The sequence below is a fragment of the Stenotrophomonas sp. HMSC10F07 genome (genome assembly GCF_001807895.1).
Classification (GTDB): Bacteria; Pseudomonadota; Gammaproteobacteria; order Xanthomonadales; family Xanthomonadaceae; genus Stenotrophomonas; species Stenotrophomonas sepilia.
Map to the genome: position 1 here is coordinate 69,547 of NZ_KV791442.1, position 23,628 is coordinate 93,174.

Consider the following 23,628-nt stretch of genomic DNA (forward strand, 5'->3'; position numbering starts at 1 on the left):
TCTGCTTTGGTGGGTGCCGACCGTTGGTCGGCACTGGGTCGGGCGTGTAGGGATGTCGATTTCAGGGACTGTGGTTCGTCGAATGAATGACTTCAACGGGAGCTGCAGATGAGCACTGACACCAATCCGAAAGGCCCGGCCTCGTACTTCCCCTCAATCGAGAAGACCTACGGGCAGCCGGTGGCGCACTGGTTCGGCCTGCTGTCGAAAAAGAAGGGCCTCAAGCACATGGAACTGGTCAGCTTCCTGAAGAGCGAACACGGCCTGGGCCATGGGCACGCCAACGCGCTGGTGGCGCACCATCTGGCCGGCAAGGGGTGACCGGCGGCCGGCGGCCGGCGGAGGGCGGGCTGGGGCGCATTCAGCTGAACGATTTCATCTGCAACTGTCATGCAGATCGTGTCTAATACCGCTCCCCACCTGCTGTTCCCCACCCGCATGTCCCTTCCCTCCCATGGCCCCGCGCCGTGCGACGACGCTGACGGCCACCTGGTCACCGCCGGTCCGCTGACCCCGCCGCCCGACAGCGCCGGCACCACCGCCGACGACAAAGCGCTGCGTCACTCGATCGCCGAGGACGTGCAGGGCATGGTGCTGGCCACGATGGTGGCTTCGCTGGGCCTGGCCATCTTCGCCAAGGGCGGGCTGATGATCGGCGGCATGGCGGGCATGGCCTTCCTGCTGCACTACGCGATGGGCTGGAACTTCGGCCTGGTGTTCGTGCTGGTCAACCTGCCGTTCTACTGGGTGGCGCTGCGCCGCATGGGCTGGGAATTCACCCTGAAGACCTTCGCCGCGGTCACCGCCTGTGGCGTGCTGACCGACCTGCTGCCGCGCTGGATCGACTTCTCGCACATCAACCCGCTGTACTCGGCGATTGTCGGCGGTGCGTTGTCCGGCCTGGGCATCCTGTTCTTCATCCGCCACCGTGCAAGCCTTGGCGGCATCGGCATCCTGGCGGTGTACCTGCAGCGCACCCGTGGCTGGAGTGCGGGCAAGGTGCAGATGTCCTACGACGCGTGCCTGATGGTGGCCGCGTTCTTCGTGTTGTCGCCGTCGAAGGTGCTGTATTCGGCCATCGGCGCGGTGGTGCTCAGCCTGGTGCTGATGTTCAACCACCGCCCCGGCCGCTACATGGGCGTGTGACGTTCAACGGTGTTGCCGGCCAGCGGCCGGCACTACCGGAACCCATGCATGGCAGCGCCGGGCCATGCCCGGCGGATATCCATCAGCGGGCGGCGGCCTTCAACCACGGCGGCGACAGCATCAGCAGCCGCGCATGCACCGGGCAATCCTCGGCGTGCGCACCGGGCAGGTAGCCCAGGCTCATCAGGAATTCGCCGGTGATCTCGCCGCCGGTGAAGCGGAACGTCTTCTTGAACAGCTTCACCCAGTCGGCCTTGCTGCGCGGGTGGTGCGCATCCAGCCACGCCGCGAAGCTGCCATGGCTGGCCCGCAACTGCTGGATCACCTGCGCGTTGTGGATCGCCGCCCGTACCTTCAGCCGGTTGCGGATGATGCCTGCGTCCGACAGCAGGCGCTCGATGTCCTGCTCGGCATACGCCGCCACGCGGTCGACATCGAAGCCGTCGTAGGCCGCGCGGAAGCCCTCGCGCTTCTTCAGGATCGTTTCCCAGCTCAGGCCGGCCTGGTTGATTTCCAGCACCAGCCGCTCGAACAGCTCGCGCTCGTCACGCTGCGGGAAGCCGTACTCGTTGGCGTGGTAATGGTCGTGCACCGGATGGCCCGGAGCGATGAGGCAGTAGCCGCTCATGGGGAAGGCTCGTTGGAATCGGATTCGGATTCGGATTCGGGATCGATGGCCACCGCAGGGTGCCCGCCGATGGACAGCATCGGCCAGCGCGGTGGAATGAGCGTGAGTCTGCCGTCACGCAGGGCCTGGTTGATCGTCTCGGCCTGGCCGCTGACGGTACCGAACAGCGCACCGGCCCGGCGCCACTGGGAATCCTTGCCACGTGCGTACAGAACGCAGTCCGGTCCACGGTGGGTGTTCAGCTCGCACAGCAGCACCTCGCCGGTACCATCGCCGTCCAGGTCGCGATGCACGATCAGGCAGTCGCGCTCGCTCTGGGCGCAGGATTCGCCATTGATCGATCGGGTGGCCAGAGCTTTCCACCAGTCGTCCGGTGGCGAACTGGATCCCTTGGCCAGCTTCAGCGCGCGCTGCAGGGCGGCGACGTCCTGCGGCCCCTTGTCGAGGCGGTGGCCGTCGTCCCAGCGTGAGGTGCGTGCCAGTGCAGCAGCGATCACCTGTGGCGCGTTGGCATCGGCGGTGATGGCCGGATCGCGCTGCAGTTCGCGCAGCGCCTGCACGCCACGGCGCCCCAGATCGAAGCGCAGCACGTTGACGTCGCTGCTGGTGATCGCCGGCGGATCCGCACGCAGGCGCGCCAGCTGGCTGGACAGGGTCAGCCGCACCGGATCCAGCAGCGGCGAGTTGCCCAGCAGTGCCAGTGCCAGCACCGCCCAGCACATCCAGCGGTTGACCGGCTCCAGCATCTGCAGCCAGCGGCGCTGCCGGCGCAGCACCGCCAGCGCGTAGCCCACGGCATAGCCGGCCGTGGCCAATGCGACGAGCACCGCCCAGAAGCGATCCAGGGTCCAGCCGTACTGCGCCACGCGCAGGCCCAATGCATACAGTGCCAGCGCGGCGTAAACCGGCAGTGTCAGCAGGCTGGCTTCGACCAGCCTGCGCAGCACGAGAGGGTAGGGGGCACTGTCTTCCCCCTGCTGGTAGACCGCATTGGTGAACGTCACCAGCAGCAGCGACACCACCACCAGCAGGCTGGCGGCCGAACGGGTCTTCCACAGCGGCTCCAGCCCGGTAAGCGGCAGGCTCAGCACGAACAATACGGCGATGAACGACAGCAGCGGCAGCAGCCCGCGGCAGATCGCGAACAGCACCTGGCGGGTGATCTGGATCGCGCGGTGCTGGGTGCGCCCGATCAGCACGCCGAACCCGGCCAGGCTGCCGGTGGCCAGTGCGATGAAAGCGTCCTGCCGGAACAGGTCGCGGAAGACATTCACGTCCAGCAGTTGGAACAGCGCTGCCCACAGCCACAGCAGCAGCCAGGTCAGCCCGGTGAACAGCGCCGCCAGGGCCAGAGTCAAACCGTTCTGCCAGGCGCGCTCGAACAACTCGGGGTAGCTGGCGCGCCAGTGCCCATGCTGCAGCTGGAACTGCCACCAGGGCAGGGCCACGAACACCGCCACGGTCATGCCCAGGGTCAACGGAAACTGCAGCGCGCCCGATTCCAGTGCGGTTTCGCCATTGAGGTTCCAGCCGATCCAGCCGGCCAGCGCCAGCACCACCGTCGAGCCAAGCACGGCCTGCAGCCACAGGCGGCGCTGGCCCAGTTCCACCAGGCTCAGCGCCACTGCGCTGGGAATGGCCAGCACCCAGGCGTACCAGCAATAGCGCCAGCCGATATCGCGGAACGGCCACGCATCGGACAGCTCCTGCGCGGCATACAGCATCAGGCCCTGCAGCAGGGCAAGCAGGACGATGGCGCTGCGTGCCGGCAGGGTCAGGGGCGAAGAAGACGGCATCAATGACCTTCCGTGGCAAAGCACCATCCTAGCCCATCGTGGTTCGGCGCCATCGCGCGACCATCCCGCCCCCAGCAGGTAGAATGGGCCCATGCCTGTAATGCCGACCTCCCTTGCCGATCACCTGCTCGTCGCGCTGCCGTCGCTGCTCGACGCGACCTTTGCCCGCAGCGTCGCGCTGATCTGCCAGCACGACGAGAACGGGGCGATGGGCGTGCTGGTCAACCAGCCTTCCGAATACACGCTGGGTGAAGTGCTCGCGCAGATGGACATCACCACCGGTGATGGCGACCTGCAGGCGCGCATGGTGCTCAATGGCGGCCCGGTGCATCCCGAGCGCGGCTTCGTCATCCATGACGACGCGCGCGCGTGGGATTCCAGCCTGACCGTGGGCCACGGCCTGTACCTGACCACCTCGCGCGACATCCTCGAAGCGATGGCGCGCGGCGAAGGCCCGGCCAATGCGGTGGTCACCCTCGGCTGTGCCGGTTGGGGCGCAGGGCAGCTGGAAAGCGAGCTGTCCGAGAACAGCTGGCTGACCGTGCCGGCCGATGCCGAGCTGGTGTTCCAGCTGCCGCTGGAGCAGCGCTGGCAGGGTGCGGCTTCGCGTATCGGTGTCGACCTGTTCCGGCTGACCGACTACAGCGGCCATGTCTGAGCCCATCACGCCCGCACCGGATTCTGCTGCCCCGGCCATCCGTCGTGACGGCACGGTCCTGGGTTTTGATGTCGGCTCGCGACGGATCGGCGTGGCCATCGGCAGTGCCTTCGCCGCGCATGCGCGCGCGGTGGCGGTGGTCGATGTGCATGGCAACGGCCCGGACTGGACCGCGATCGAACGCCTGCTCAAGGAATGGAAGCCCGACGGCCTGGTGGTCGGCGACCCGCTGACCCTGGACGGCCAGGACCAGCCCAACCGCAAGCGTGCGCAGGGCTTTGCCCGCCAGCTGCGGGAGCGCTTCAAGCTGCCGGTGGTGATGATCGACGAGCGTTCCAGCTCGGTCGAGGCTGCCCGCCGTTTCGCCGTCGAGCGCGCCGAAGGGCGCAAGCGTCGCCGTGATGCGGCCGCCCTCGACGCCGTGGCCGCGGCGGTGATCATCGACCGCTGGCTGTCGTCCCCCGACGACGCCACCCCCATTCCCTGACTGCACGACTCCCGCCATGACTGCCCAGCAAATCGATGCCTCCGGACGCCTGCGCCACCTGCTGACCCTGGAGGGCCTGCCGCGCGAAACCCTGCTGCAGTTGCTCGATCGGGCAGGGCAGATCCGCGACGCCGCAGTCGGCCGTGTCGGCAACAAGCGCCACGTGCTGGCTGGTTCGGCGGTGTGCACGCTGTTCTTCGAGCCGTCCACGCGCACCCGCAGCTCGTTCCAGCTGGCCGCGCAGCGCCTCGGGGCCGACGTGCTGAACTTCGATGCCTCGACCTCGTCCACGCGCAAGGGCGAAACCGCCTGCGACACGCTGCGCAACCTGGAAGCGATGGGCGTGCGCGGCTTCGTGGTGCGCCACCCCGATGACGGCGCCGTGGCCGCGCTTGCCGACGCTGCGGGCGAGGGCACCGCGCTGATCAATGCCGGCGACGGCCGCAGCTCGCACCCGACCCAGGGCCTGCTCGACATGCTGACCCTGCGCCAGGCCAAGGGCCCGGATTTCTCGAAGCTCAAAGTGGTGATCGTCGGCGACGTGAAGCACTCGCGCGTGGCCCGCACCGACCTGCATGCGCTGCGCACGCTGGGCGTGGGCGAGATCCGCGTGTGCGGCCCGCAGTCGCTGCTGCCGGATGATGAGACCCTGAAGGGCTGCGTGGTCGGCGATGATTTCGACGCGATGCTGGAAGGTGTCGACGCGCTGATGATGCTGCGCCTGCAGCGCGAGCGCATGGAAGAAGGCCTGGTGCCGTCGCTGGAGCAGTACCACGCGCAGTACGGCCTGACCCGCGAGCGCCTGGCGCGTGCCGGCAAGGACGCTGCGGTACTGCACCCGGGCCCGATCAACCGCGGCGTGGAAGTGACCGACGACGTGGCCGACGGCCCGCAATCGTGGGTGCTGCGCCAGGTCGCCAACGGCGTCGCCGTGCGCATGGCCGTGCTGGAAACCTTGCTGGGCTGATCGCCCTGGGTGCGGTAGGTGTCAACCTTGGTTGACACACTTGCCGCGCGGCTTTTCCGCGCACCGCTCTGGTAGATGCCAACCTTGGTTGGCACTGCTGGTGTGGTGGGTACCAGCCTAGGTTGATACTGCTGGTGTGATGGGTGCCAACCTTGGTTGGTACTGCTGGTGTGATGGGTGCCAACCTTGGTTGGTACTGCTGGTGTGGTGGGTGCCAACCTTGGTTGGCACTGGCCTACCCGGGCGAAGGTGATTTCCCGATGTTCAGGGAACATGCGCCCGCCCATGCTCTTCTGCATGAACAGCACCCGTCTCCTGCTAGGCCGTCATTCCAGTATTGGCCAGAGCTACATCCTCACCACGAACGTGCATGGCCGGGCGGCTCTGTTCGCCAATGACGCCGTTGCGGTTACCGCCATGCAGGAGTTCCAGCGTCTGGATCTGGAAGGTCTGACCCATTCGATCGCCTACGTGGTCATGCCGGATCACATTCACTGGTTGATGCAGCTGCGCGCGGCATCGCTCGACGTTGTCATGAAGCGCTTCAAGTCGCGTACGGCGGTGTACGCAAACAGGGTACTGGGCAGAGTAGGGCGCTTCTGGCAGTCCTGCTATCACGATCACGCGATCCGCTCTGATGAATCGCTGTTCCGGCACGCAATGTATGTGATGGCGAATCCGATCAGGGCGGGGCTGGCAACGCAGCTTGGCGAGTACCCGCATGCGTGGTGTGAGTGGGAACTCGAAGGTTCCTATGCCAAGACGGAGTTCATGGGGGCGGACAGATAGTGCCAACCAAGGTTGGCACCCACCGAAAGCAGGTTCCAACCTTAGTGGGTAACTACCCAAACCAGGCTCCAACCTTGGTGGGCAACCACCGGACGTCGTGGTTCAGCGCTTCTGCGCGAACAGCCATGCCCACATCGCCGGGTCCGCGTAGGTGGCGTCCCAGGCATTGTGGTTGCCCTCCGGGTACTCGGTGTAGCGCACGTCGCGTGCAGCGGCGCTTTGGAAGGCGGCGTGCAGCCTGCGGTCGTCGTCCGGCGGCACCACGTCATCCAGCGCACCATGGAAGATCCAGATCGGTGTGTGCCGAAGCCGCTTGGCGATCGCGGCATACGGATCGGATTCCTGGGCCACCTGTTCGACGAACAGCGTCGGACGCACCGCGCGCGGCGCCAGCACCGCACCGCATACCGGCACGATCGCGGCGAAGCGGCCGGGGTCATCCAGCGCGATGTTCCAGCTGCCATAGCCGCCCATCGACATCCCGGTCAGGTACTGCCGCGAGGGATCGGCACCGAACTCGGCGATGGTGGCGTCCAGGGCGGCCAGCGCAACGCGGTTGTTGCGCCCGCTCCATTCCTGGCGGCCCGGCACCTGCGGGAATACGGCCAACGCGGGGAAGTCGGCCGCGTGCCTGCGCAGGTGCGGCCCCAGCCCCGCATGGGTCTGCTTGACGCCGTCGCCGCCGCGCTCGCCGGATCCATGCAGGAACAGCACCACCGGCAGTGCGCCAGGCGTGCGCGCCGCGGTTGCCGGAATGAACACCTGGTAATAGGCGGTACGGCCATCCACTTTCACCGCACGCGATTCGAAGTGGCCGCGCGCGCTGTCCGGCTGCGAGGCGCAGCCGGCCATCATCAGGATCGCCAGCATCGGCAGCCAGCGCATCATCGTACGGACCATCGACGTTCCAGGAGCGGTGGGTTCAGCCGCATCCTAGTCCGCCGCAGGTCAACGCGGCATCATGCGCCGCATCACTGCGGGCGCGGAAAGCTGGCGATGATGTCCAGCTGTTCCTGGGCTTCGGCATTGCCGCTGGCGGCCGCGGCCTGCACCTGTGCCATGTCCGGATGCAGCACCACCAGCAACGGGTTTTCGCAGACCGGACAGGCGTACTCGGTGGCGTCCTCGTCCAGCTCCATCTCCATGGCACGCGAGCTGCCCTTCCATTCGCAGGCTGGGCAGGTGTGCTGCTGGTCGCGCCAGCCGGGCTGGAAATAGTTTTCGATCGTTGTTGCCATGGGATGTTCCAGCATGGGGAGGCGGGTCAGAGCCCCGCGCCGCGGGGATCCGACCCTGGGTTTTGGCGTGGGTCGGAGCTCCGCGTTGCGGAGATCCGGCCCGGCAGGGATCAGTGCAGCAGCACCAGCGTGGCCAGGCCGAGGAAGGTGAAGAAGCCCATCGAGTCGGTCACGGCAGTCAGGAAGATGCCACTGGCCAGCGCCGGGTCGAAGCCGAAGCGTTTCAGGGTCAGCGGCACCAGCACGCCGGCCAGCGCCGCAAACAGCAGATTGCAGGTCAGCGCGATGGCGATCACCGCCGACAGCCCGGGCGAGTGGAACCAGACCAGCACGATCAGCCCCAGGATCGAGCCGAGCAGCAGGCCGTTGAGCGCGGCCACCCGCACTTCCTTCCACAGCAGCGTGCGCGCGTTGGAGGCGCCCACCTGGCCCAACGCCAGGCCGCGCACCATCAGCGCCAGCACTTGGGTACCGGCGTTACCGCCGAGGCCGGCGACGATCGGCATCAGCACCGCCAGCGCCACCAGCTTGTCGATGGTGCCTTCGAAATGGCCGACCACGCTGGAGGCCAGGAAGGCGGTGCACAGGTTCACCGACAGCCACATCAGGCGGCGGCGCATGGCGCGCCAGACCGGGCTGAACAGGTCCTCGTCCTCGTCCAGGCCGGCGGCGCCCAGCGCCTGGTGCTCGGCCTGGCCGCGGATGATGTCGACCACGTCATCGATGGTGATGCGGCCAACGAGGATGTTGTTCTCGTCCACCACCGGTGCGGAGATCCAGTCATGGTCGGAGAACTGCCGTGCCACTTCCTGGTCGCTCTCGCCGACGTCGATGGCCGGCTGCTCGTCGTCGATCAGGCGGTTGATCGGGGTGGTGTCCTCGTGGGTCACCAGTGCCGCCAGCGACACCCGGCCGAGATACTGGTGCCGCCGGCTGACCACGAACAGGTGGTCGGTGTGGTCAGGCAATTCGCCGCGCAGGCGCAGGTAGCGCAGCACCACGTCGACGTTGACGTCGGCGCGCACGGTCACCACGTCCGGGTTCATCAGGCGGCCGGCGCTGTCCTCGGGATAGGACAGCACCTGTTCCAGCCGCTCGCGGTTCTCGCGGTCCATCGACTTGAGGACTTCATCGATGACCGTATCCGGCAGGTCTTCGACCAGGTCGGCCAGATCGTCGATGTCCAGGTCTTCGACCGCGGCGATGATCTCGTCCGGGTCCATGTCCGCGAGCAGGCTTTCGCGCACGTCCTCGCCGACGTGGACCAGCACCTCGCCGTCGTCTTCAGGATCGACCAGGCCCCACACCACCTCGCGCTTGCCCGGCGGCAGTGATTCAAGCAGGTTGCCGATCTCGGCCGGGGCCAGGGTGTTGACCAGGCGACGTACCGGGCCCAGCCGGCCGCTGTCCAGTGCATCGGACAGCATCCGCAGTTGGCGCGCAGTCTTGTCGTGGCGTACAGCTTCAGCCATCGCAGCTCCCGCGGGATAAGAAAAGCCGCGATCCTGGCAAGGATGCGGCAACAGGGGTGTTCAGCGCGTCATTATCGCAAGGCGATGTTTCACCGGATACCCCGCTGGCCTGCGGCCACCGGGGTCCACGCATTCAACCTTATCCCCCGCCTGTCGGCGCGCCCCTTGAACAACAAGGGGCTGCTTCTGCGGATCGAATCTGGGTCGGGCCAGCGGCCAGCGGTTCCACATGTTCCGCCGGGCCATGCCAGGCGAGCGCGTAGCGCGCAAATCAGGACGCGTCCGCCACCAGCGCCAGCCAGCGTTCGATGGCGCGGCGGTCGCGCGCGGTCAGCAGCTTCGGCGCGCGCGCGCGCAGCACGGACAGGTCGGCTTCGCGTATCGCGCGGCGTACCTCCAGCAACGTACCCGGGTGCAGGCTGAACTCGCTCAGGCCCAGCGCCAGCAGCAGCGGGGTCATCCGGGCATCACCGGCCATCTCGCCGCAGACCGCCACCGGGATGCGGTGACGCGCGCCGGTCTCGATCACCATCTGCAGCAGCCGCAGCACGGCCGGGTGCAGCGGTGAATACAACTCGCCCAGCGCCTCGTTGTTGCGGTCGGCAGCCAGCAGGTACTGCACCAGATCGTTGGTGCCGATCGACAGGAAATCGACCAGGTCGATGAAGCTCTCCAGCGCCAGCGCAGCGGCGGGGACTTCGATCATCGCGCCCAGCGGTACGTGGTCGGACACCATGTGCCCTTCGCCGCGCAGCTGTTCGGTCAGTTTGAGCATGCGCCGGCGCACGGCCAGCAGCTCCTCGCGGGTGCTGACCATCGGCACCAGTACGCGCAGCTTGCCGTATGCAGACGCGCGCAGGATCGCGCGCAGCTGGGTGTCGGCCACTTTCGGCCGTGCCAGCGACAGGCGCACCCCGCGCAGGCCGAGTGCAGGGTTCTCTTCGTTGCTCAGGGTCAGGCCGGTACGGTCGGCCTTGTCCGCGCCCAGGTCCAGCGTGCGTATGGTGACCGGCCGCCCGCTCATGCCCAGCGCGGCATCGCGGTAGGTCTGGAACTGCTCTTCTTCGTCCGGCAGCTCATTGCGCTGCAGGAACAGGAATTCGGTGCGGTACAGGCCGAGCCCCTGCGCGCCCAGTGCATGCGCCTGGGTCACGTCTTCCAGCGATTCGGCATTGGCCAGCAGGGCAATGTCGACCTGGTCGCGGGTACGGCTGGGCTTGCTGCGCAGGCGGCCGAGCTCGCGCTGCTCGCGCGCATGTTCCTTCAGCCGGACGCGGTAGTCCCGCAGGTTGTCGGCCTGCGGGTTGACGGTGATGCTGCCGTCGGCGCCATCGATGATCAGCACATCGCCATCGGCGATGCGGCTGAGCAGCTGCGGCACGTTGACGATCAGGGGCAGGTGCAGGCTGCGCGCCAGGATCGCGCTGTGCGACAGCGCGCTGCCGGCGGCCGTGACGATGCCGACTACGCCCTGTGCCTGCAGCTGCGCCAGCTCGGAGGGCGCGATGTTGTCGCAGACCAGGATCTCGCCGGCCAGGCCTTTCACCGCCGACGGCCGTTCGGGTTGCAGGAAGGCGTGGATGCGCCCGATCACATGGTCGAGATCGTCCATGCGGCTCTTCAGATAGGCATCGTCCATGCCATCGAAGACCTTGGCCAGGCGGTCGCGCTGCAGGCGCAAGGCATAGCCGGCGCTGTACGGGCCACTGCGGATCAGCTCGTCCAGGCCGTACAGCAGCTCGGGGTCGTCCAGCAGCAGCGCGTGCAGGTCGAGGAACTCGCCCACTTCCTGGTTCAGGGCGCCATGCAGGCGCTGGCGCAGCTCGTGCATTTCCGTACGCGCGGCATCCAGCGCCCGGTGCAGGCGCGCCAGTTCGGCCTCGACCTGGTGGGCGGCCACGCGCTGCTCGGCCACCTCCAGCGCATGCGGCAGTCGCACGCGTGCCCGGCCCATCGCCGTTCCGCGCGCGGCGCCGTGGCCGGCCAGCAGCTGTACCGGCCGTTGGCCGGAAGGGACCTGGCTGGCGCGTGCGCGCGGCACGCTCAGCTGTCCTCGTCGAAGCGGCGTTCGAACAGGCCGACCACCGCTTCCATCGCGGCGGCTTCGTCCTCGCCGTTGATGCGCACGGTGACCGGGGTGCCCTGGCCGGCGGCCAGCAGCATCACGCCCATGATGCTCTTGGCGTTGATCTCACGGCCCTTGGCGGCCATGGTCACGTTGCAGCGGAACGGCGCCAGGGTCTGCACCAGCTTGGCGGTGGCCCGGGCATGCAGGCCCAGGCGGTTGCTGACGGTGAGTTCTCGTTCAAGCATCGTCGACTATCGCTCCATTACGGGTACCCGCCGCGGCTGTGGCGGGCAGTTGATCCAGTCCCTGTTCCGGATAATTCATCACCCGCAGCAACATCGGCAGGCTCAGCGCCGATACCCGGCGAACCGGGGTTCCCAGCCGGGCCAGCTGCCCGGCAAGGTTGGCGGGGCTGGCGCCGTACAGGTCGGTCAGGATCAGCACGCCGTCACCTCCATCGACCCGCCGCAAAGCGGCCGAGGCGAGCGGGAGCAGGGCGTCCAGGTCTGCGTCGAACGGTACTTCGAAAGCTTCGGTTTTCAGCGGCAACTGCCGCAGGAGCCGGGTCGCCACGTCAAGCAGGGCGGTCCCGATCCCGGGATGTGTTACGAGGAGAATGCCACAGGTCATTACTGCACGTTAACAGGTCAAGGTGAATCGGCGATAGCAGCAGATGAGGGGTACTGTGTCCCGTATTCAGTGTTGCTCGGGTCGGGGCCCTTTTTCATTGAAGAAGGGATCCGACCCCATGCGTTTTTCGATGCCTGGCAGCGATTCATCCACGCATGGCGTGGATCTACCGTGTCGACCAAGGTCGACACCTACCAACAGCGCACGGAATCTGTCAGAGGCGGGGCGGTGTGGGTAGGCAGGACCGTTGGCGCCATGGATGGAGCCATCGAGCCCCCATGGACGGGTTCACGGCGTGTCCTGCCTACCCACACCGCCCCGCCATCCCACGGAATGCCGCTTTTGCTGTTGCTGTTGCTGTTGCTGTTGCCGGCCAGCGGCCGGCACTACCGGTGGGTGCCGGGCGCAGCCCGGCCGACCACCCTCAATCCTGTTCGCGGTGGTAGGTGGCCACGTCCTGCCAGCCCATCTCGCGGGCGTGCCGGGCCATGCGCTCGGCCAGGAACACCGAGCGGTGCTTGCCGCCGGTGCAGCCGAACGCCACGGTCACGTAGCTGCGGGTGCCATCCCCCAGTTTCGGCAGCCACGTATCGAGGAAATCCATCAGCTGGGCCAGGTAGCGCTGCACGTCCGGCTGCGCTTCCAGGTAGTCGCGCACGCCGGGTTCGCGGCCGCTCAGCGCGCGCAGGTCCGGGTCCCAGTGTGGATTGGGCAGCACCCGCGCATCGAACACGAAGTCCGCCTCGGCCGGTACGCCGCGCTTGTAGGCGAATGATTCGAACAGCAGCGACAGGCCAGTGGCATGGTCCATCGCGAACTCGGTGATGATCCGCCGCCGAAGCTGGTGCACGTTGAGGGTGCTGGTATCGATCACCGCATCGGCCTCGCGGCGCAACGGTGCGGTCAGCTCGCGCTCGCGGGCGATCGCTTCGGGCAGCGACAGGCCCAGCTGGCTCAGCGGATGGCGACGACGGGTGTCGGCGTAGCGCTTGAGCACCGTTTCGTCGCTGGCCTCGAAGAACAGTACCTTCACTTCCACGCCGGCGTCAGTGGCCAGCTGCCGCCAGTCGCCCAGCTGGCTCAGGTCAGCCTGGCCGCGGACATCGATGCCTACGGCCAAGCGGCGCGGTGCGCTGCCGTCGTGGTTGGCCAGCAGGCTGCGCACGAAATCCGGCAGCAGGTGGATCGGCAGGTTGTCCGAGCAGTAGTAGTCCTGGTCCTCGAAGGTCTTCAGGGCGACGGATTTACCCGAGCCGGACAGGCCGCTGACGATGATCAGGGTCGGGGCGGTGGGGATTGCGGTGCTCATGGACAGGCTCTTCGAGGGGCAGGAGGATCAGGGAGTTCGCCGTTCCAACAGGTTGCTGTGGCGGGCGATGAACATGGCCGCCGGGTCAATGCCCTTGGTGCGCAGGATGTGCAGGCGGGTGGCGGCTTCGGTCAGCACGGCCAGGTTGCGGCCGGGCATCACCGGCAGGGTGATCAGCGGAACGTCCAGATCCAGCACATGGCGGGTGCCCGAGTCGCCGGTCAGGCGCTCGTAGCCATGCGGGGTGGGTTCGGTCATCGGCTTGGTCAGGTGGACGATCAGCCGAAGGTACTTGTTCTTCTTTACAGCCGTGTCGCCGAACATCTCGCGCACGTTCAGCACGCCCAGGCCGCGCACTTCCAGCAGGTCCTGCAGCAGTTCGGGGCAGGTGCCGTCGAGCACGTCCGGGGCGATCTGGGTGAACTCGGGGGCGTCGTCGGCGACCAGGCGGTGACCACGGCTGAGCAGTTCCAGTGCCAGCTCGCTCTTGCCCGACCCGGCCTCACCGGTGATCAGCACGCCAATGGAATAGATCTCCATGAACACGCCGTGCAGGATCACCCTCGGCGCGAGCGTGCGCGCCAGGTGGTAGGACAGGTGGTTCAGCAGTTCGTGGCCGCGCTTGGGCGACAACCACAGCGGCGTGCCGGATTCATCGGCGGCGGCGCGCAGGTCTTCGGGGCAGGCCTGGTTGCGGGTCAGCACCAGCGCAAGCGGGTGCGACTGCATGATCTTTTCGATGGTCTCCCAGCGCTGGCGCGGTTCCAGCGCATCCAGCCAGGACAGTTCCTCGGTGCCCAGGATCTGCACCTTGTTGGGATAGATGGCGTTGAGGTAGCCGGCCAGCGAGGGACGCCGCGAGACCGTGTTGCCGGCCTCCAGCTCGCGCTTCTCACCGGATTTGCCGGCGGCCCAGCGCAGCCCCAGCCGCTCGCGCTGCTGTTCGAACAGTTCACGGGCGGTGATGCTGGTATTCATGCGGCGCTCGCAGGTGGGGTCATGTCCAGCGCCTCGCGCAGGGCCCGGGCATCGCCGGCCGCACGCAGGGCCTGGCGGATATCCGGCGCGGAAAACAGCTCGGCCAGCTCGGACAGCAGCATCAGGTGCTGGTGGGTGTAGTGGGCGGGGACGGCCATCGCGAACACCAGGTCCACCGGCTCATCGCCGCCGAAGTCGACCGGGGTCGCCAGACGCAGCAGGGCGCCACGGGGGCGGTCCAGGGTCGGCGCGCGGCCGTGGGGGATGGCGATACCGTGGCCGATCGCGGTGCTGCCCAGGGCCTCGCGCTGGCACAGGTTCAGATAGATCTGTTCGGCATTGGCCTGGCGGCAGGCCAGCAACCCGGCGGCGGCCTGCAGGACGCTGTCACGGTCGGTGGCCGCGCAGAGCTGGGTCTGCACGGCCGCCAGGAGGTCAGTCAGGGGCATGTCTGCGGGGAACGGTGGCGATCAGCCACCATTGTCACCCACCGGCAGCGGTGCGTGCTGCTGTTTTTTCTCCTTGTGCTTGATGACCAGGCGGTCAAGCTTGTCCGCAAGCAGGTCGATCGCGGCATACATGGTCTGGCCGCCGGCCTCGGCGTGCAGGGTCTGCCCCGGGATGTTGAGGCTGGCGTCGACGTGGTGTTCGGTCTTCTGCAGCTTGAGGGTCACCCGCGCTTCGCAGTGCTGGTCGAAGTGTTTTCCGATCCGGGCCAGCTTCTCCTCCACATAGGACTGCAGGGCCGGGGTGACTTCGACGTCTTTGCCAAACGTTTCGATGCGCATCGGGTTTCTCCTGTGTTCGGATGTGCCAATGAACCTCTCCGCCGGGCGCGGCGGCGCGTCAAGCGATTCTGACCCTTTCGTGCGAGGCGGAGATGTTCATGGCTTCACGATACTTCGCCACGGTGCGTCGCGCTACTGGAATTCCCGACGATTTGAGCAGGTCAGCCAGCTTGGCGTCAGAAAGCGGCTTGCGCGGGTTTTCGTCGTCGATCAGGCGCCGGATCATCGCCTGGATGGCGGTGCTGGACGCCTCGCCACCGCCTTCGGTATCGATGCCCGAGGCAAAGAAGGCACGCAGCGGCAGCGTGCCGCGCGGCGTGCGCACATGCTTGCGGGCGATCGCGCGCGACACCGTCGACTCGTGCAGGCCCAGTTCGGCGGCGATCTCGCGCAGGGTCAGCGGACGCAGCGCCTGTTCGCCGAACTCGAGGAAACCGGCCTGCTGGTGGATCAGGCTGCGCACCACCCGCAGCAGGGTTTCACCGCGCTGCTGCAGGCCCTTCAGCAGCCAGCGCGCCTCCTGCAGCTGGCCACGCAGGTAGCCGGCGTCGGCCTCGCCACAGCGGCGGATCAGCTGTTCGTAGCCACGGTGGATCACCACCTTTGGCCCGGCATGGGCGGCCAGCGCCGCGCGCCAGATGCCGTTCTGCCGCCACACCACCACGTCGGGCACCACGTAGGTATCCTGCGAAAGCGGCGCGATCTGAGTCCCTGGACGCGGGTCCAGCGAGCGCAGCAGGGCGACCGCTGCCTCGACCTCGTCCAGCGGCTGTTTCAGTTCATGGGCCAGACCGGCGACGCCACTGCGTGGCAGCCGTTCCAGCGGGCCTGCGGCAATCTGCCGCGCCAGCGCCAGGCCCGCGGTGTCACCAGGCAACACATCCAGCTGCAGCTGCAGGCATTCGCCGAGCGTGCGCGCGGCAACGCCGACCGGGTCGAAGCGCTGGATGCGATGCAGCACCGCAAGGATTTCATCCTCATCGGCATGGACCGACGGCAGCAGGGTTTCGGCGATGGTGGCCAGCGGTTCGCGCAGGTAACCGTCATCGTCCAACGCATCGATCAGCGCAGCGCCGATGCTGCGGTCATGCATGGAAAGATGCGACAGGTGCAGCTGCCACAGCAGGTGGTCGGCCAGCGTCTCGGTTTCGGCCACGCGCTCGGCGGCGCTGCCGGTGTCATCATCATCGTCGAAGCTGCCGCCACTGCCGGCAGCGCTCCAGTCGAGCTCGGCCGGTGCCCAGTCGTCGCCATTGTCGGCGCGTTCGGCCGGCGTGTCGGCGTCCGTGTTGTCGCCGCCTTCATTGGCGGCACTGCTGTCGTTGCTGTCGGCCCAGTCCAGCAGCGGATTGCTTTCCACGGCCTGGGCGATTTCAAGCTCCAGCTCGGTCGTGGACATCTGCAGCAGCTTGATCGCCTGCTGCAGCTGGGGGGTGAGCACCAGCTGCTGTCCCAACGATGTCTGCAGCCGAGTCTTCATGCCTGTGCCGAACGGAAGGAAAGGGACCCAGCACCTGCGGTCACAGCTTGAAGGAATCCCCAAGGTAGACGCGACGTACGTCAGCGTTGTCCAGGATCGCCTCCGGCGAACCCTGGGCCAGCACGGTGCCCTCGGCGAGGATATACGCGCGGTCGCAGATTCCCAAGGTCTCGCGCACGTTGTGGTCGGTGATCAGCACGCCGATGCCACGCTGCTTGAGATGGGTGACGATGCGCTGGATTTCGCCCACCGAGATCGGGTCGACACCGGCAAACGGTTCGTCGAGCAGGATCAGGCGCGGCTGCGCGGCCAGTGCGCGGGCGATCTCGCAGCGACGACGTTCGCCACCGGACAGGCTGGCACCGAGCTGGTCGGCGACATGGCCCAGCTGCAGCTCGTCGAGCAGGCTGTTCAATTCGCGTTCGCGGCCGGCCGAATCCAGGTCTTCGCGCAGTTCAAGCACCAGGCGGAGGTTGTCGGCCACGGTCAGCTTGCGGAACACCGACGGCTCCTGCGGCAGGTAGCCCACGCCCTGCTTGGCACGGGTGTACATCGGGTCGCTGGTGATGTCCTTGCCGTCGAGCACGATGCTGCCTGCATCGGCGGCGACCAGGCCGACGATCATGTAGAAACAGGTGGTCTTGCCGGCACCGTTGGGGCCGAGCAAACCGACCACTTCACCGGCGTCGAGGGTCAGCCCGAAGTCCTTGACAACTTCGCGCTGCTTGTAGCGCTTGCGCAGACCCTTGGCGACGAGCATTACTTCTTGCTCCCCGCCGGCTTGGCCGGCGTGCTGGCCGGAGCCGCTGCCTTGGGTGCGGCGGCCGGCTGTGCTGCCGCGTTCTTGTTCTTCGGCGGAATGACGGTGCGCACACGGCTGCCATCACCACCGGAGTTCATCTCCCCGGTGCGGGTGTTGTAGACCATGCGCTGGCCGGCATTGGTGCCGCGCGCGCTGGTGACCTTGTAGTTGCCGGTCAGGGTGATGATCTCGGTCTTGATGTCGTAGTCGATGCGATCGGCCACCGCGTCCATCCAGGTGCCATCGTCGAGCTGCTGCTTCATCGTGGCCTGCTTGCCGGTGAACACCGCACGCACGGCTTCGCCATCCTTCAGGTAGATCTCGGCTTCGGACGAGCGGAGGTCCAGCGTGCCCTGGGTGACGGTCACCCCCTGCGACAGCACGGTCTTGCCGTCGCCGGTCAGCACGCCCGACTGGGCGCCGGATTCGATGTTCATGTTCTCGTTGCGGTCGGTGGACTTGGCAAAGGCAGCGCTGGGAACAAGGAGACCGAGCGCGAGTACGGCTGCAAAGGGAATCTTCATCGGGGTCCGTTCTACCGGTGGGGCCGTCCGGAAAACCGGCGGCGGGTGGGTGGGCTGCCGTCCTTGCGCCGGTCCGGGGACGTCGCAGGAGGGCGGCGGAATCAGCGTCGGGGCGTGTAGCGGCCCTTGGACTGGCTGAGGAAATGATACGTGTTGTTCTTGGAATCCACCTCGAAGCCAACGCCGGACTGTTCCATGCCGGGGCGGGTCATGGTGACCCGCGCATCGGTGCGGGCACGGTTCTCCTTCGGGAACACGTCCAGGTGGTCGGTGCGGAAAGTGGTCGGCACCACGCCCGGATCGGCCGGGCTGTCGCCAGCGACATTGCCACGCAGCTTCATTTCGTCGCCCTTGGCGCTGAGCCAGCCGGTCTCGGCGCGCAGGGTCCAGTGCTTGCCATCCTTGTCCGGCATCTCGAACAGTGGGGTGGCGATGTTGATGGTCTGGTCACCACGCTGGCGTTCCAGCCGCGGTGCGCGCAGGGTGGTCGATTCCTTGCCCTGCTCATCCAGCGCGACGATCTGGAAGTCGTGCAGGATGTAGTCCACGCCGGCGTCCTGGCCGGCAGTGGCCGGGCCCTTGTCGCGGTTGCGCAGGGCCGCCCAGCTGCTGAGCAGGGCCGCCAGCAGCAGGCCGATGCCGAGCACGGTGCGCCAGTTCAGGGTGGGCAGGTTCATGCGCCGAACCTCGCCAGCACCGCGTCCACATGGCCCTGGGCGGCCAGCAGGATGTCGCACAGTTCACGGGCGGCGCCACGTCCGCCATCGGCGCGGGTCTGCCAGTGCACGCGCTCGGCGATCCACGGGTGGGCGTTGGCTGGCGCCACCGCCAGGCCGACCGCGCCCAGCGGCGCCAGGTCCGGCAGGTCGTCGCCCATGAAGGCCACCTGCTCCAGGCCGATGCCATGCTGTGCGCACAGCGTCTGCACGCTGGCCAGCTTGTCGCCCACGGCGATCTGGGTGTCGATGCCGAGGTCGGCGCCGCGCTTGAGCGCGGATTGGCTGTTGCGCGCGGTGATCAGCACGGGTTGGATGCCGTGCTGCTGCAGCAGTTTCAGGCCCAGACCGTCCTGCACGAAGTACGCCTTGCTCTCGTTGCCGTCCTTGTCGTAGTACAGCCGACCGTCGGTGAGGGTACCGTCCACGTCGAAGCAGGCCAGGCGGACGCGGGCCGCAGCGGCATGCAGGTGGGCGGGGAACGCGGGCAGCGGGGACCAGGGCATCAGGCGATCAGGCTCGGTGGGGGCGGGTGGGGCATTACAGACTGAATGGGGTCTACGGACTGTCGGTTAAACCACCCGGGCCCGCAACAGGTCATGAATGTTCAGGGCGCCGACCGCACGGCCCTGGCCATCGACCACGATCAGGCCGTTGATTTTCTGGGTCTCCATCTGCCGCGCGGCCTCTACGGCCAGCTGGTCGGCACCGATGGTGCGCGGGTTGCGGGTCATCACATCGGCGATCTTCGCGGTGCGCACGTCCAGCGCGCTGTCCAGCGCCCGGCGCAGGTCGCCGTCGGTGAACAGGCCGATCAGCACGCCATCGGCGTCGACCACGGCGGTCATGCCGAGCCGCTTGCGGCTCATTTCCACCAGCGCCTCGCTGAGGCTGGCATCGGCGCCCACGCTGGGCAGGTCCTCGCCGGTGTGCATGACATCGGTGATGTGCAGCAGCAGGCGACGGCCGAGGCTGCCGGCCGGGTGCGAGCGGGCGAAGTCGTCGGCGGTGAAGCCGCGCGCGTCAAGCAGGGCTACGGCCAGCGCATCGCCCATCGCCAGCGAGGCGGTGGTGCTGGAGGTCGGCGCCAGCGCCAGCGGGCAGGCCTCGGCCGGCACGCTCACATCCAGGTGGATGTCGGCGGCCGTGGCCAGGCTCGACTGCGGGCGGCCGGTCATGGAAATCAGCACGTTGCCCTGGCGCTTGAGCACAGGCAGCAGCATCAGCACCTCATCGGACTCGCCCGAATAGGACAGGGCCAGCACCACGTCGGCTTCGGTGATCATGCCCAGGTCGCCGTGGCCGGCTTCGCCGGGATGCACGTAGAACGCCGGTGTGCCGGTGGAGGCCAGGGTGGCGGCGATCTTGCGGGCAATGTGGCCGGATTTGCCCATGCCGGTGGCGACCACCCGGCCGCGGCTGGCCAGGATCGCCTCGCAGGCCTGCTGGAAGGCCTCGCCAAGGCGGTCGGCGACGGCATCCAGCGCCTGCCGCTCGATCTCGAACACGCGGCGGCCACTGGCGACCAGGCCGGCAGGGTCGACGGAACGGGGGGGCAACAGGGATTCGGCCATGCGGACGCCACGCAGCGGAAGTAGAATGGAGGCACATTTTATTAGGAAAGCCCGTTGGACGCCGACACCATCCGCAATCTGATCGAAACCGGCCTGCCTGGCGCCCGCGCCGACGTGCAGGGCGATGATGGCGTGCATTTCGAAGCGACCGTGGTCTGCGAGGCGTTCGCCGGCAAGATGCCGCTGGCCCGCCACCGCATGGTCTATGCCACGCTGGGCGACCTGATGGGCGGCGCGATCCACGCGCTGGCGCTGAAAACCGTGACCCCGGCCGAAGCCGGCTGAACCGCAGAAGATCCCGAATACATGGCCAAGATCGTTGTGACCGGCGGCGCTGCGCTGCACGGTGAAGTGAGCATCTCCGGCGCCAAGAACGCCGTCCTCCCCATCCTCTGCGCGACCCTGCTGGCCGATGAGCCGGTGGAGATCACCAACGTGCCGCACCTGCACGACGTGGTCACCACGGTCAAGCTGCTGGGCGAACTGGGTGCCAAGGTCACCATCGACCAGGGCACGCTGTCGCGTGGCAGTGCGATCGTGGTCGACCCGCGCTCGGTCAACCAGCATGTTGCACCGTACGAGCTGGTCAAGACCATGCGCGCCTCGATCCTGGTGCTGGGCCCGCTGCTGGCCCGCTTCGGCGCGGCCGAAGTGTCGCTGCCCGGCGGCTGCGCGATCGGTTCGCGTCCGGTCGACCAGCACATCAAGGGCCTGCAGGCGCTGGGTGCCGAGATCGTGGTCGAGAACGGCTTCATCAAGGCCACTGCCAAGCGGCTGAAGGGCGGCCATTTCACCTTCGACATGGTCAGCGTCACCGGCACCGAGAACGTGCTGATGGGCGCGGTGCTGGCCGAAGGCACCACCATCCTCGACAACTGCGCGATGGAACCGGAAGTGACCGATCTGGCGCATTGCCTGATCGCGCTGGGCGCGAAGATCGAAGGCCTGGGCACTGCCCGCCTGGTCATTGAAGGCGTCGAGCGCCTGTCCGGCGGCCGCCACGAAGTGCTGCCCGACCGCATCGAAACCGGTACCTTCCTGGTCGCTGCGGCGATGACCGGCGGCAAGGTCACGGTCAACCGTGCGCGCCCGAACACCATGGACGCGGTGCTGTCCAAGCTGGTCGAGGCCGGTGCGAAGATCGAGACCACCGAAGACACCATCACCCTGGACATGCAGGGCAAGCGGCCGAAGGCGGTCAACCTGACCACCGCGCCGTACCCCGCATTCCCGACCGACATGCAGGCGCAGTTCATGGCGCTCAACTGCGTGGCCGACGGCGTCGGCGTGATCAACGAAACGATCTTCGAGAACCGTTTCATGCACGTCAACGAACTGCTGCGCCTGGGCGCGGACATCCAGGTCGAAGGCCACACCGCCATCGTGCGTGGCAGCGAGACCCTGAGCGGTGCGCCGGTAATGGCCACCGACCTGCGTGCCTCGGCCTCGCTGATCCTGGCCGGCCTGATGGCCAGCGGCGAGACCACCATCGACCGCATCTACCACCTTGATCGTGGCTACGAGAACATCGAAGAGAAGCTGTCTTCGCTCGGCGCCACCATCCGGCGCGTGCCATGATCCTGCGCGGCAAGTTCAGCCCGCGCCGCAAGGCGCTGCTGGCCCTGGTGCTGATCGTGCTGGCGTGGCTGGGCTATGCCTGGTACGCCAACATCGCCATCACCCAGGGCATCGAGCAGAAGGACATGGACTGGAATGGCGACGGCACGGTCTCGCGTGACGAGATCATCGAATCGTTCTACGCGGTCGCGGTGAACGACAGCCAGGACGGCAACCGCCATTGCCGCACCTTCGTCTGGCGCAGCACCGGCGAACAGATCCGCGTGGACTGCCGCACCGAGTTCAAGCCGGCCGCGGCCGAGCAAAAGAAGTAAGAACAACGCCCGCGAAAGCGGGCGTTTTTTTACGGTAGATCCACGCCATGCGTGGATGAAGGCGCCGGGTCGCTGTCGGGGTCAGAGCCCTTCCCGTTGGGAAGGGATCCGACCCCGGGCGCTCAGTTCATCGCCTTGATGGTCAGGTCCAGCGCATCGCGGCCGCTCTCACGCTGCAGCATGCGCGCCGGCACCGGGAATTCCGGCACGATCCAGGCGATCAGCTCCTTGTTGCCGTCGGCACGCGAGACCTTGGTGGCCTCGTAGCTCTTGCCGCCCACGGTGATCGATTCCTTGCCGATCACGCGGTAGGTCATGTTCTTGATGCGGCCTTCGTCGACCATGCGATAGGTCAGCGGCTTGCCGGCGGCCAGGTCGCGGGCGATCGCCAGATTGATCAGCAGCGCGTCCATGTCGCCCGTCTTCAACGCGATGGGGCCCGCACGGTCCGGCTTGATGTCGCCGGTCCAGGTGGCCTGGTTGCTGGTCCAGTTGTAGTTGGCCTGCACATTGCGCTTCTTCACCAGCAGTGCCGAACGGTCCTGGCTGCTGAGCGGACGCAGCTGGCCGCGCACCTCTTCGAACACGGTGCTCTGGCTCAGGTCGGCCAGCTGGTTCTTCACCTGCAGCGTGTAGCGCCACTTGTTGGCTCCCTCGCTGCTCAGCGTCATGCTGCCATTGGCCTGCATGCCCATGTAGCTGGCCAGGTAATCGGCCTTGAATGGCTGCAGGGCCATGGCCGGCAGGCTGGCCACCGACAGTGCGGCTGCAGCGATCCAGGTGAGGGGGCGGGTCAGGGTGCTCATGCTCAGACTCCTTGGTATTCGATCAGGCGCAGATCGACGCGGTCTTCGCCGTCTTCGCGTTGCAGGATGCGCACCGGGGTGGGGACACCGTTGGCGATCCAGAGGATGGTTTCGTTGTTGCCGCCGTTGGTCCGGTAGACCCGCAGCGCGTTGTAGGACAGGTCGCCGACCTCGACGTTCTCGGTCTGCGGCGCGGCCTGGTAGTCGTGCTGGCGGACCTTGCCCATGTCCACGTAGCGGTAATGCATGGTGGCGCCCGGGCGGGCATCACGCATGATCGCCAGATTGATCAGCAGCGCGCTCTGGTCGCCCGGCTGCAGCGGGATCGGTTGCGCACGTTCCTTCTTGACGTCGCCGCTCCACTGCGCGGTGCCGGCCTGCCAGTTGTACGTGCCGACCGCCTTCTTGCCCAGGAACAGGCCCTTGCGTACCGTGCTCTGGCTGAGCGGCGCATAGACGCCGCTGCGCTCTTCGAACACCGTGCTCTGTTCGATGTTCAGGCCCAGCACGCTGGCAAAGCCGCGGCGGCCCACCACCTGCATGTCCACCCGCCACTGGTTGCCGCCGGTGTGGGTGACCTGCATGCTGGCGTCGCCGGCCTCCTTGCCTTTGTAGAAGGCCTGGTAGGTCGCGGTGAACGGCTGCAGCGGCGGCGGCTCCCAGGCCAGCGCCGGCGGCATCGGCACGGCCGGTTCCGCAGGCGGTTGGACTGCAGGCGCCGGCTGCGCAGGGGCCGCAGGCGCTTGCACCTGGCCCCAACCCACGCCGGGAAGCACGACAAGCGACAGCAGCAATGAAGTGGACAGCAGGGTCGTGGTCTTCATGGAGGACAGGAGCTGCAGGAGGGGGGCAGGATGCCAGCCCCGCAGTCAGCGGGGCG

29 protein-coding genes are annotated in these 23,628 nt (G+C 67.3%); 9 read left to right on the forward strand and 20 right to left on the reverse strand.

Annotated elements, in window-relative coordinates; translation table 11 throughout:
- Nucleotides 1-108: 108 nt before the first annotated feature.
- Entirely contained in the window at nt 109-321 is a 213-nt protein-coding gene (locus HMPREF3114_RS17305; RefSeq protein ID WP_053500763.1) for a DUF4287 domain-containing protein, read from the forward strand.
- A gap of 117 nt (nt 322-438) precedes the next feature.
- The gene (locus HMPREF3114_RS17310; RefSeq protein ID WP_005415543.1) at nt 439-1,146 is read left to right on the forward strand and encodes a YitT family protein; all 708 of its coding nucleotides are present in this window, start codon (nt 439-441) and stop codon (nt 1,144-1,146) included.
- An 82-nt stretch (nt 1,147-1,228) separates the two neighbouring features.
- Here HMPREF3114_RS17310 and HMPREF3114_RS17315 read toward each other — a convergent pair whose 3' ends face one another.
- Nucleotides 1,229-1,774 carry a DNA-3-methyladenine glycosylase I gene (locus tag HMPREF3114_RS17315; protein ID WP_053500765.1) on the reverse strand — a complete coding sequence of 182 codons (546 nt, stop codon included), beginning with the start codon at nt 1,772-1,774 and terminating at the stop codon, nt 1,229-1,231.
- On the reverse strand, nt 1,771-3,570 hold the full coding sequence (locus HMPREF3114_RS17320) for a DUF4153 domain-containing protein (RefSeq protein ID WP_070490156.1): 1,800 nt from the start codon (nt 3,568-3,570) through the stop codon (nt 1,771-1,773). The genes HMPREF3114_RS17315 and HMPREF3114_RS17320 overlap by 4 nt, the downstream gene beginning before the upstream one ends.
- Before the next feature lie 91 nt (nt 3,571-3,661).
- On the opposite strand from HMPREF3114_RS17320, the gene HMPREF3114_RS17325 reads away from it, so the two are divergent.
- The 4 genes from HMPREF3114_RS17325 to HMPREF3114_RS17340 all read left to right on the forward strand — a co-directional run bounded on the left by HMPREF3114_RS17325 (nt 3,662) and on the right by HMPREF3114_RS17340 (nt 6,471).
- The gene (locus HMPREF3114_RS17325) at nt 3,662-4,228 is read left to right on the forward strand and encodes a YqgE/AlgH family protein (RefSeq protein WP_049410646.1); all 567 of its coding nucleotides are present in this window, start codon (nt 3,662-3,664) and stop codon (nt 4,226-4,228) included.
- The gene (gene ruvX, locus HMPREF3114_RS17330) at nt 4,221-4,715 is read left to right on the forward strand and encodes a Holliday junction resolvase RuvX (protein WP_005408378.1); all 495 of its coding nucleotides are present in this window, start codon (nt 4,221-4,223) and stop codon (nt 4,713-4,715) included. The genes HMPREF3114_RS17325 and ruvX overlap by 8 nt, the downstream gene beginning before the upstream one ends.
- A gap of 16 nt (nt 4,716-4,731) precedes the next feature.
- Nucleotides 4,732-5,682, forward strand: coding sequence for an aspartate carbamoyltransferase catalytic subunit (locus tag HMPREF3114_RS17335; RefSeq protein ID WP_049410639.1), 951 nt, complete (start codon nt 4,732-4,734; stop codon nt 5,680-5,682).
- Nucleotides 5,683-5,979: 297 nt separating this feature from the next.
- On the forward strand, nt 5,980-6,471 hold the full coding sequence (locus tag HMPREF3114_RS17340) for an REP-associated tyrosine transposase (RefSeq protein WP_032953991.1): 492 nt from the start codon (nt 5,980-5,982) through the stop codon (nt 6,469-6,471).
- Between the two features lie 102 nt (nt 6,472-6,573).
- Here the strand turns inward: HMPREF3114_RS17340 and HMPREF3114_RS17345 are convergent, their stop codons facing one another.
- The 16 genes from HMPREF3114_RS17345 to HMPREF3114_RS17420 all read right to left on the reverse strand — a co-directional run bounded on the left by HMPREF3114_RS17345 (nt 6,574) and on the right by HMPREF3114_RS17420 (nt 20,050).
- A complete protein-coding gene (locus tag HMPREF3114_RS17345) occupies nt 6,574-7,371 on the reverse strand; it encodes a carboxylesterase family protein (RefSeq protein ID WP_070490158.1) in 798 nt (265 codons plus the stop codon).
- Nucleotides 7,372-7,442: 71 nt separating this feature from the next.
- The gene (locus HMPREF3114_RS17350; RefSeq protein ID WP_005415551.1) at nt 7,443-7,709 is read right to left on the reverse strand and encodes a hypothetical protein; all 267 of its coding nucleotides are present in this window, start codon (nt 7,707-7,709) and stop codon (nt 7,443-7,445) included.
- Nucleotides 7,710-7,819: 110 nt separating this feature from the next.
- Nucleotides 7,820-9,181 (reverse strand): magnesium transporter, encoded by a 1,362-nt coding sequence (gene mgtE, locus HMPREF3114_RS17355; protein WP_053500770.1) that lies wholly within the window; start codon nt 9,179-9,181, stop codon nt 7,820-7,822.
- Between the two features lie 271 nt (nt 9,182-9,452).
- Nucleotides 9,453-11,222 carry a phosphoenolpyruvate--protein phosphotransferase gene (gene ptsP / locus HMPREF3114_RS17360; protein WP_070490160.1) on the reverse strand — a complete coding sequence of 590 codons (1,770 nt, stop codon included), beginning with the start codon at nt 11,220-11,222 and terminating at the stop codon, nt 9,453-9,455.
- 2 nt (nt 11,223-11,224) lie between these two features.
- Nucleotides 11,225-11,494 (reverse strand): HPr family phosphocarrier protein, encoded by a 270-nt coding sequence (locus HMPREF3114_RS17365; RefSeq protein ID WP_005408385.1) that lies wholly within the window; start codon nt 11,492-11,494, stop codon nt 11,225-11,227.
- A complete protein-coding gene (locus HMPREF3114_RS17370; protein WP_070490164.1) occupies nt 11,487-11,879 on the reverse strand; it encodes a PTS sugar transporter subunit IIA in 393 nt (130 codons plus the stop codon). Before HMPREF3114_RS17370 ends, HMPREF3114_RS17365 begins: the two co-directional genes overlap by 8 nt.
- A 424-nt stretch (nt 11,880-12,303) precedes the next feature.
- Nucleotides 12,304-13,188, reverse strand: a complete 885-nt coding sequence (gene rapZ / locus HMPREF3114_RS17375; protein ID WP_005415554.1) for an RNase adapter RapZ — start codon at nt 13,186-13,188, stop codon at nt 12,304-12,306.
- Nucleotides 13,189-13,215: 27 nt separating this feature from the next.
- Nucleotides 13,216-14,166, reverse strand: a complete 951-nt coding sequence (gene hprK, locus HMPREF3114_RS17380; RefSeq protein WP_005408388.1) for an HPr(Ser) kinase/phosphatase — start codon at nt 14,164-14,166, stop codon at nt 13,216-13,218.
- Nucleotides 14,163-14,615 (reverse strand): PTS sugar transporter subunit IIA, encoded by a 453-nt coding sequence (locus HMPREF3114_RS17385; protein ID WP_053500223.1) that lies wholly within the window; start codon nt 14,613-14,615, stop codon nt 14,163-14,165. The genes hprK and HMPREF3114_RS17385 overlap by 4 nt, the downstream gene beginning before the upstream one ends.
- Before the next feature lie 21 nt (nt 14,616-14,636).
- On the reverse strand, nt 14,637-14,954 hold the full coding sequence (raiA, locus tag HMPREF3114_RS17390; protein WP_005415556.1) for a ribosome hibernation-promoting factor, HPF/YfiA family: 318 nt from the start codon (nt 14,952-14,954) through the stop codon (nt 14,637-14,639).
- Nucleotides 14,955-15,012: 58 nt separating this feature from the next.
- Nucleotides 15,013-16,434 carry an RNA polymerase factor sigma-54 gene (locus tag HMPREF3114_RS17395; RefSeq protein ID WP_053500221.1) on the reverse strand — a complete coding sequence of 474 codons (1,422 nt, stop codon included), beginning with the start codon at nt 16,432-16,434 and terminating at the stop codon, nt 15,013-15,015.
- A gap of 40 nt (nt 16,435-16,474) precedes the next feature.
- Nucleotides 16,475-17,194, reverse strand: coding sequence for an LPS export ABC transporter ATP-binding protein (gene lptB / locus HMPREF3114_RS17400; RefSeq protein WP_005415558.1), 720 nt, complete (start codon nt 17,192-17,194; stop codon nt 16,475-16,477).
- Nucleotides 17,194-17,760 (reverse strand): lipopolysaccharide transport periplasmic protein LptA, encoded by a 567-nt coding sequence (gene lptA / locus HMPREF3114_RS17405; RefSeq protein ID WP_005415559.1) that lies wholly within the window; start codon nt 17,758-17,760, stop codon nt 17,194-17,196. The genes lptB and lptA overlap by 1 nt, the downstream gene beginning before the upstream one ends.
- A gap of 101 nt (nt 17,761-17,861) precedes the next feature.
- Nucleotides 17,862-18,437 (reverse strand): LPS export ABC transporter periplasmic protein LptC, encoded by a 576-nt coding sequence (gene lptC / locus HMPREF3114_RS17410; protein ID WP_005415560.1) that lies wholly within the window; start codon nt 18,435-18,437, stop codon nt 17,862-17,864.
- On the reverse strand, nt 18,434-18,982 hold the full coding sequence (locus HMPREF3114_RS17415) for a KdsC family phosphatase (RefSeq protein WP_053500220.1): 549 nt from the start codon (nt 18,980-18,982) through the stop codon (nt 18,434-18,436). Before HMPREF3114_RS17415 ends, lptC begins: the two co-directional genes overlap by 4 nt.
- A 66-nt stretch (nt 18,983-19,048) precedes the next feature.
- Nucleotides 19,049-20,050: a KpsF/GutQ family sugar-phosphate isomerase gene (locus HMPREF3114_RS17420; RefSeq protein ID WP_005415562.1), complete on the reverse strand. Its 1,002-nt coding sequence runs from the start codon at nt 20,048-20,050 to the stop codon at nt 19,049-19,051.
- Nucleotides 20,051-20,104: 54 nt separating this feature from the next.
- Here HMPREF3114_RS17420 and HMPREF3114_RS17425 point away from each other — a divergent pair, with 54 nt between their 5' ends.
- Genes HMPREF3114_RS17425 through HMPREF3114_RS17435 form a run of 3 tightly spaced genes read left to right on the forward strand, consistent with a single transcriptional unit; the run spans nt 20,105 to nt 21,942 of the window.
- Nucleotides 20,105-20,335 carry a BolA family protein gene (locus HMPREF3114_RS17425; protein WP_005408396.1) on the forward strand — a complete coding sequence of 77 codons (231 nt, stop codon included), beginning with the start codon at nt 20,105-20,107 and terminating at the stop codon, nt 20,333-20,335.
- 21 nt (nt 20,336-20,356) lie between these two features.
- The gene (gene murA / locus HMPREF3114_RS17430; protein WP_005415563.1) at nt 20,357-21,628 is read left to right on the forward strand and encodes a UDP-N-acetylglucosamine 1-carboxyvinyltransferase; all 1,272 of its coding nucleotides are present in this window, start codon (nt 20,357-20,359) and stop codon (nt 21,626-21,628) included.
- Nucleotides 21,625-21,942: a hypothetical protein gene (locus HMPREF3114_RS17435; RefSeq protein ID WP_053500219.1), complete on the forward strand. Its 318-nt coding sequence runs from the start codon at nt 21,625-21,627 to the stop codon at nt 21,940-21,942. Before murA ends, HMPREF3114_RS17435 begins: the two co-directional genes overlap by 4 nt.
- Nucleotides 21,943-22,064: 122 nt before the next feature.
- Here HMPREF3114_RS17435 and HMPREF3114_RS17440 read toward each other — a convergent pair whose 3' ends face one another.
- On the reverse strand, nt 22,065-22,748 hold the full coding sequence (locus tag HMPREF3114_RS17440; RefSeq protein ID WP_005415565.1) for a DUF3108 domain-containing protein: 684 nt from the start codon (nt 22,746-22,748) through the stop codon (nt 22,065-22,067).
- Between the two features lie 2 nt (nt 22,749-22,750).
- The gene (locus HMPREF3114_RS17445) at nt 22,751-23,572 is read right to left on the reverse strand and encodes a DUF3108 domain-containing protein (protein WP_005415566.1); all 822 of its coding nucleotides are present in this window, start codon (nt 23,570-23,572) and stop codon (nt 22,751-22,753) included.
- Nucleotides 23,573-23,628 lie beyond the last annotated feature (56 nt).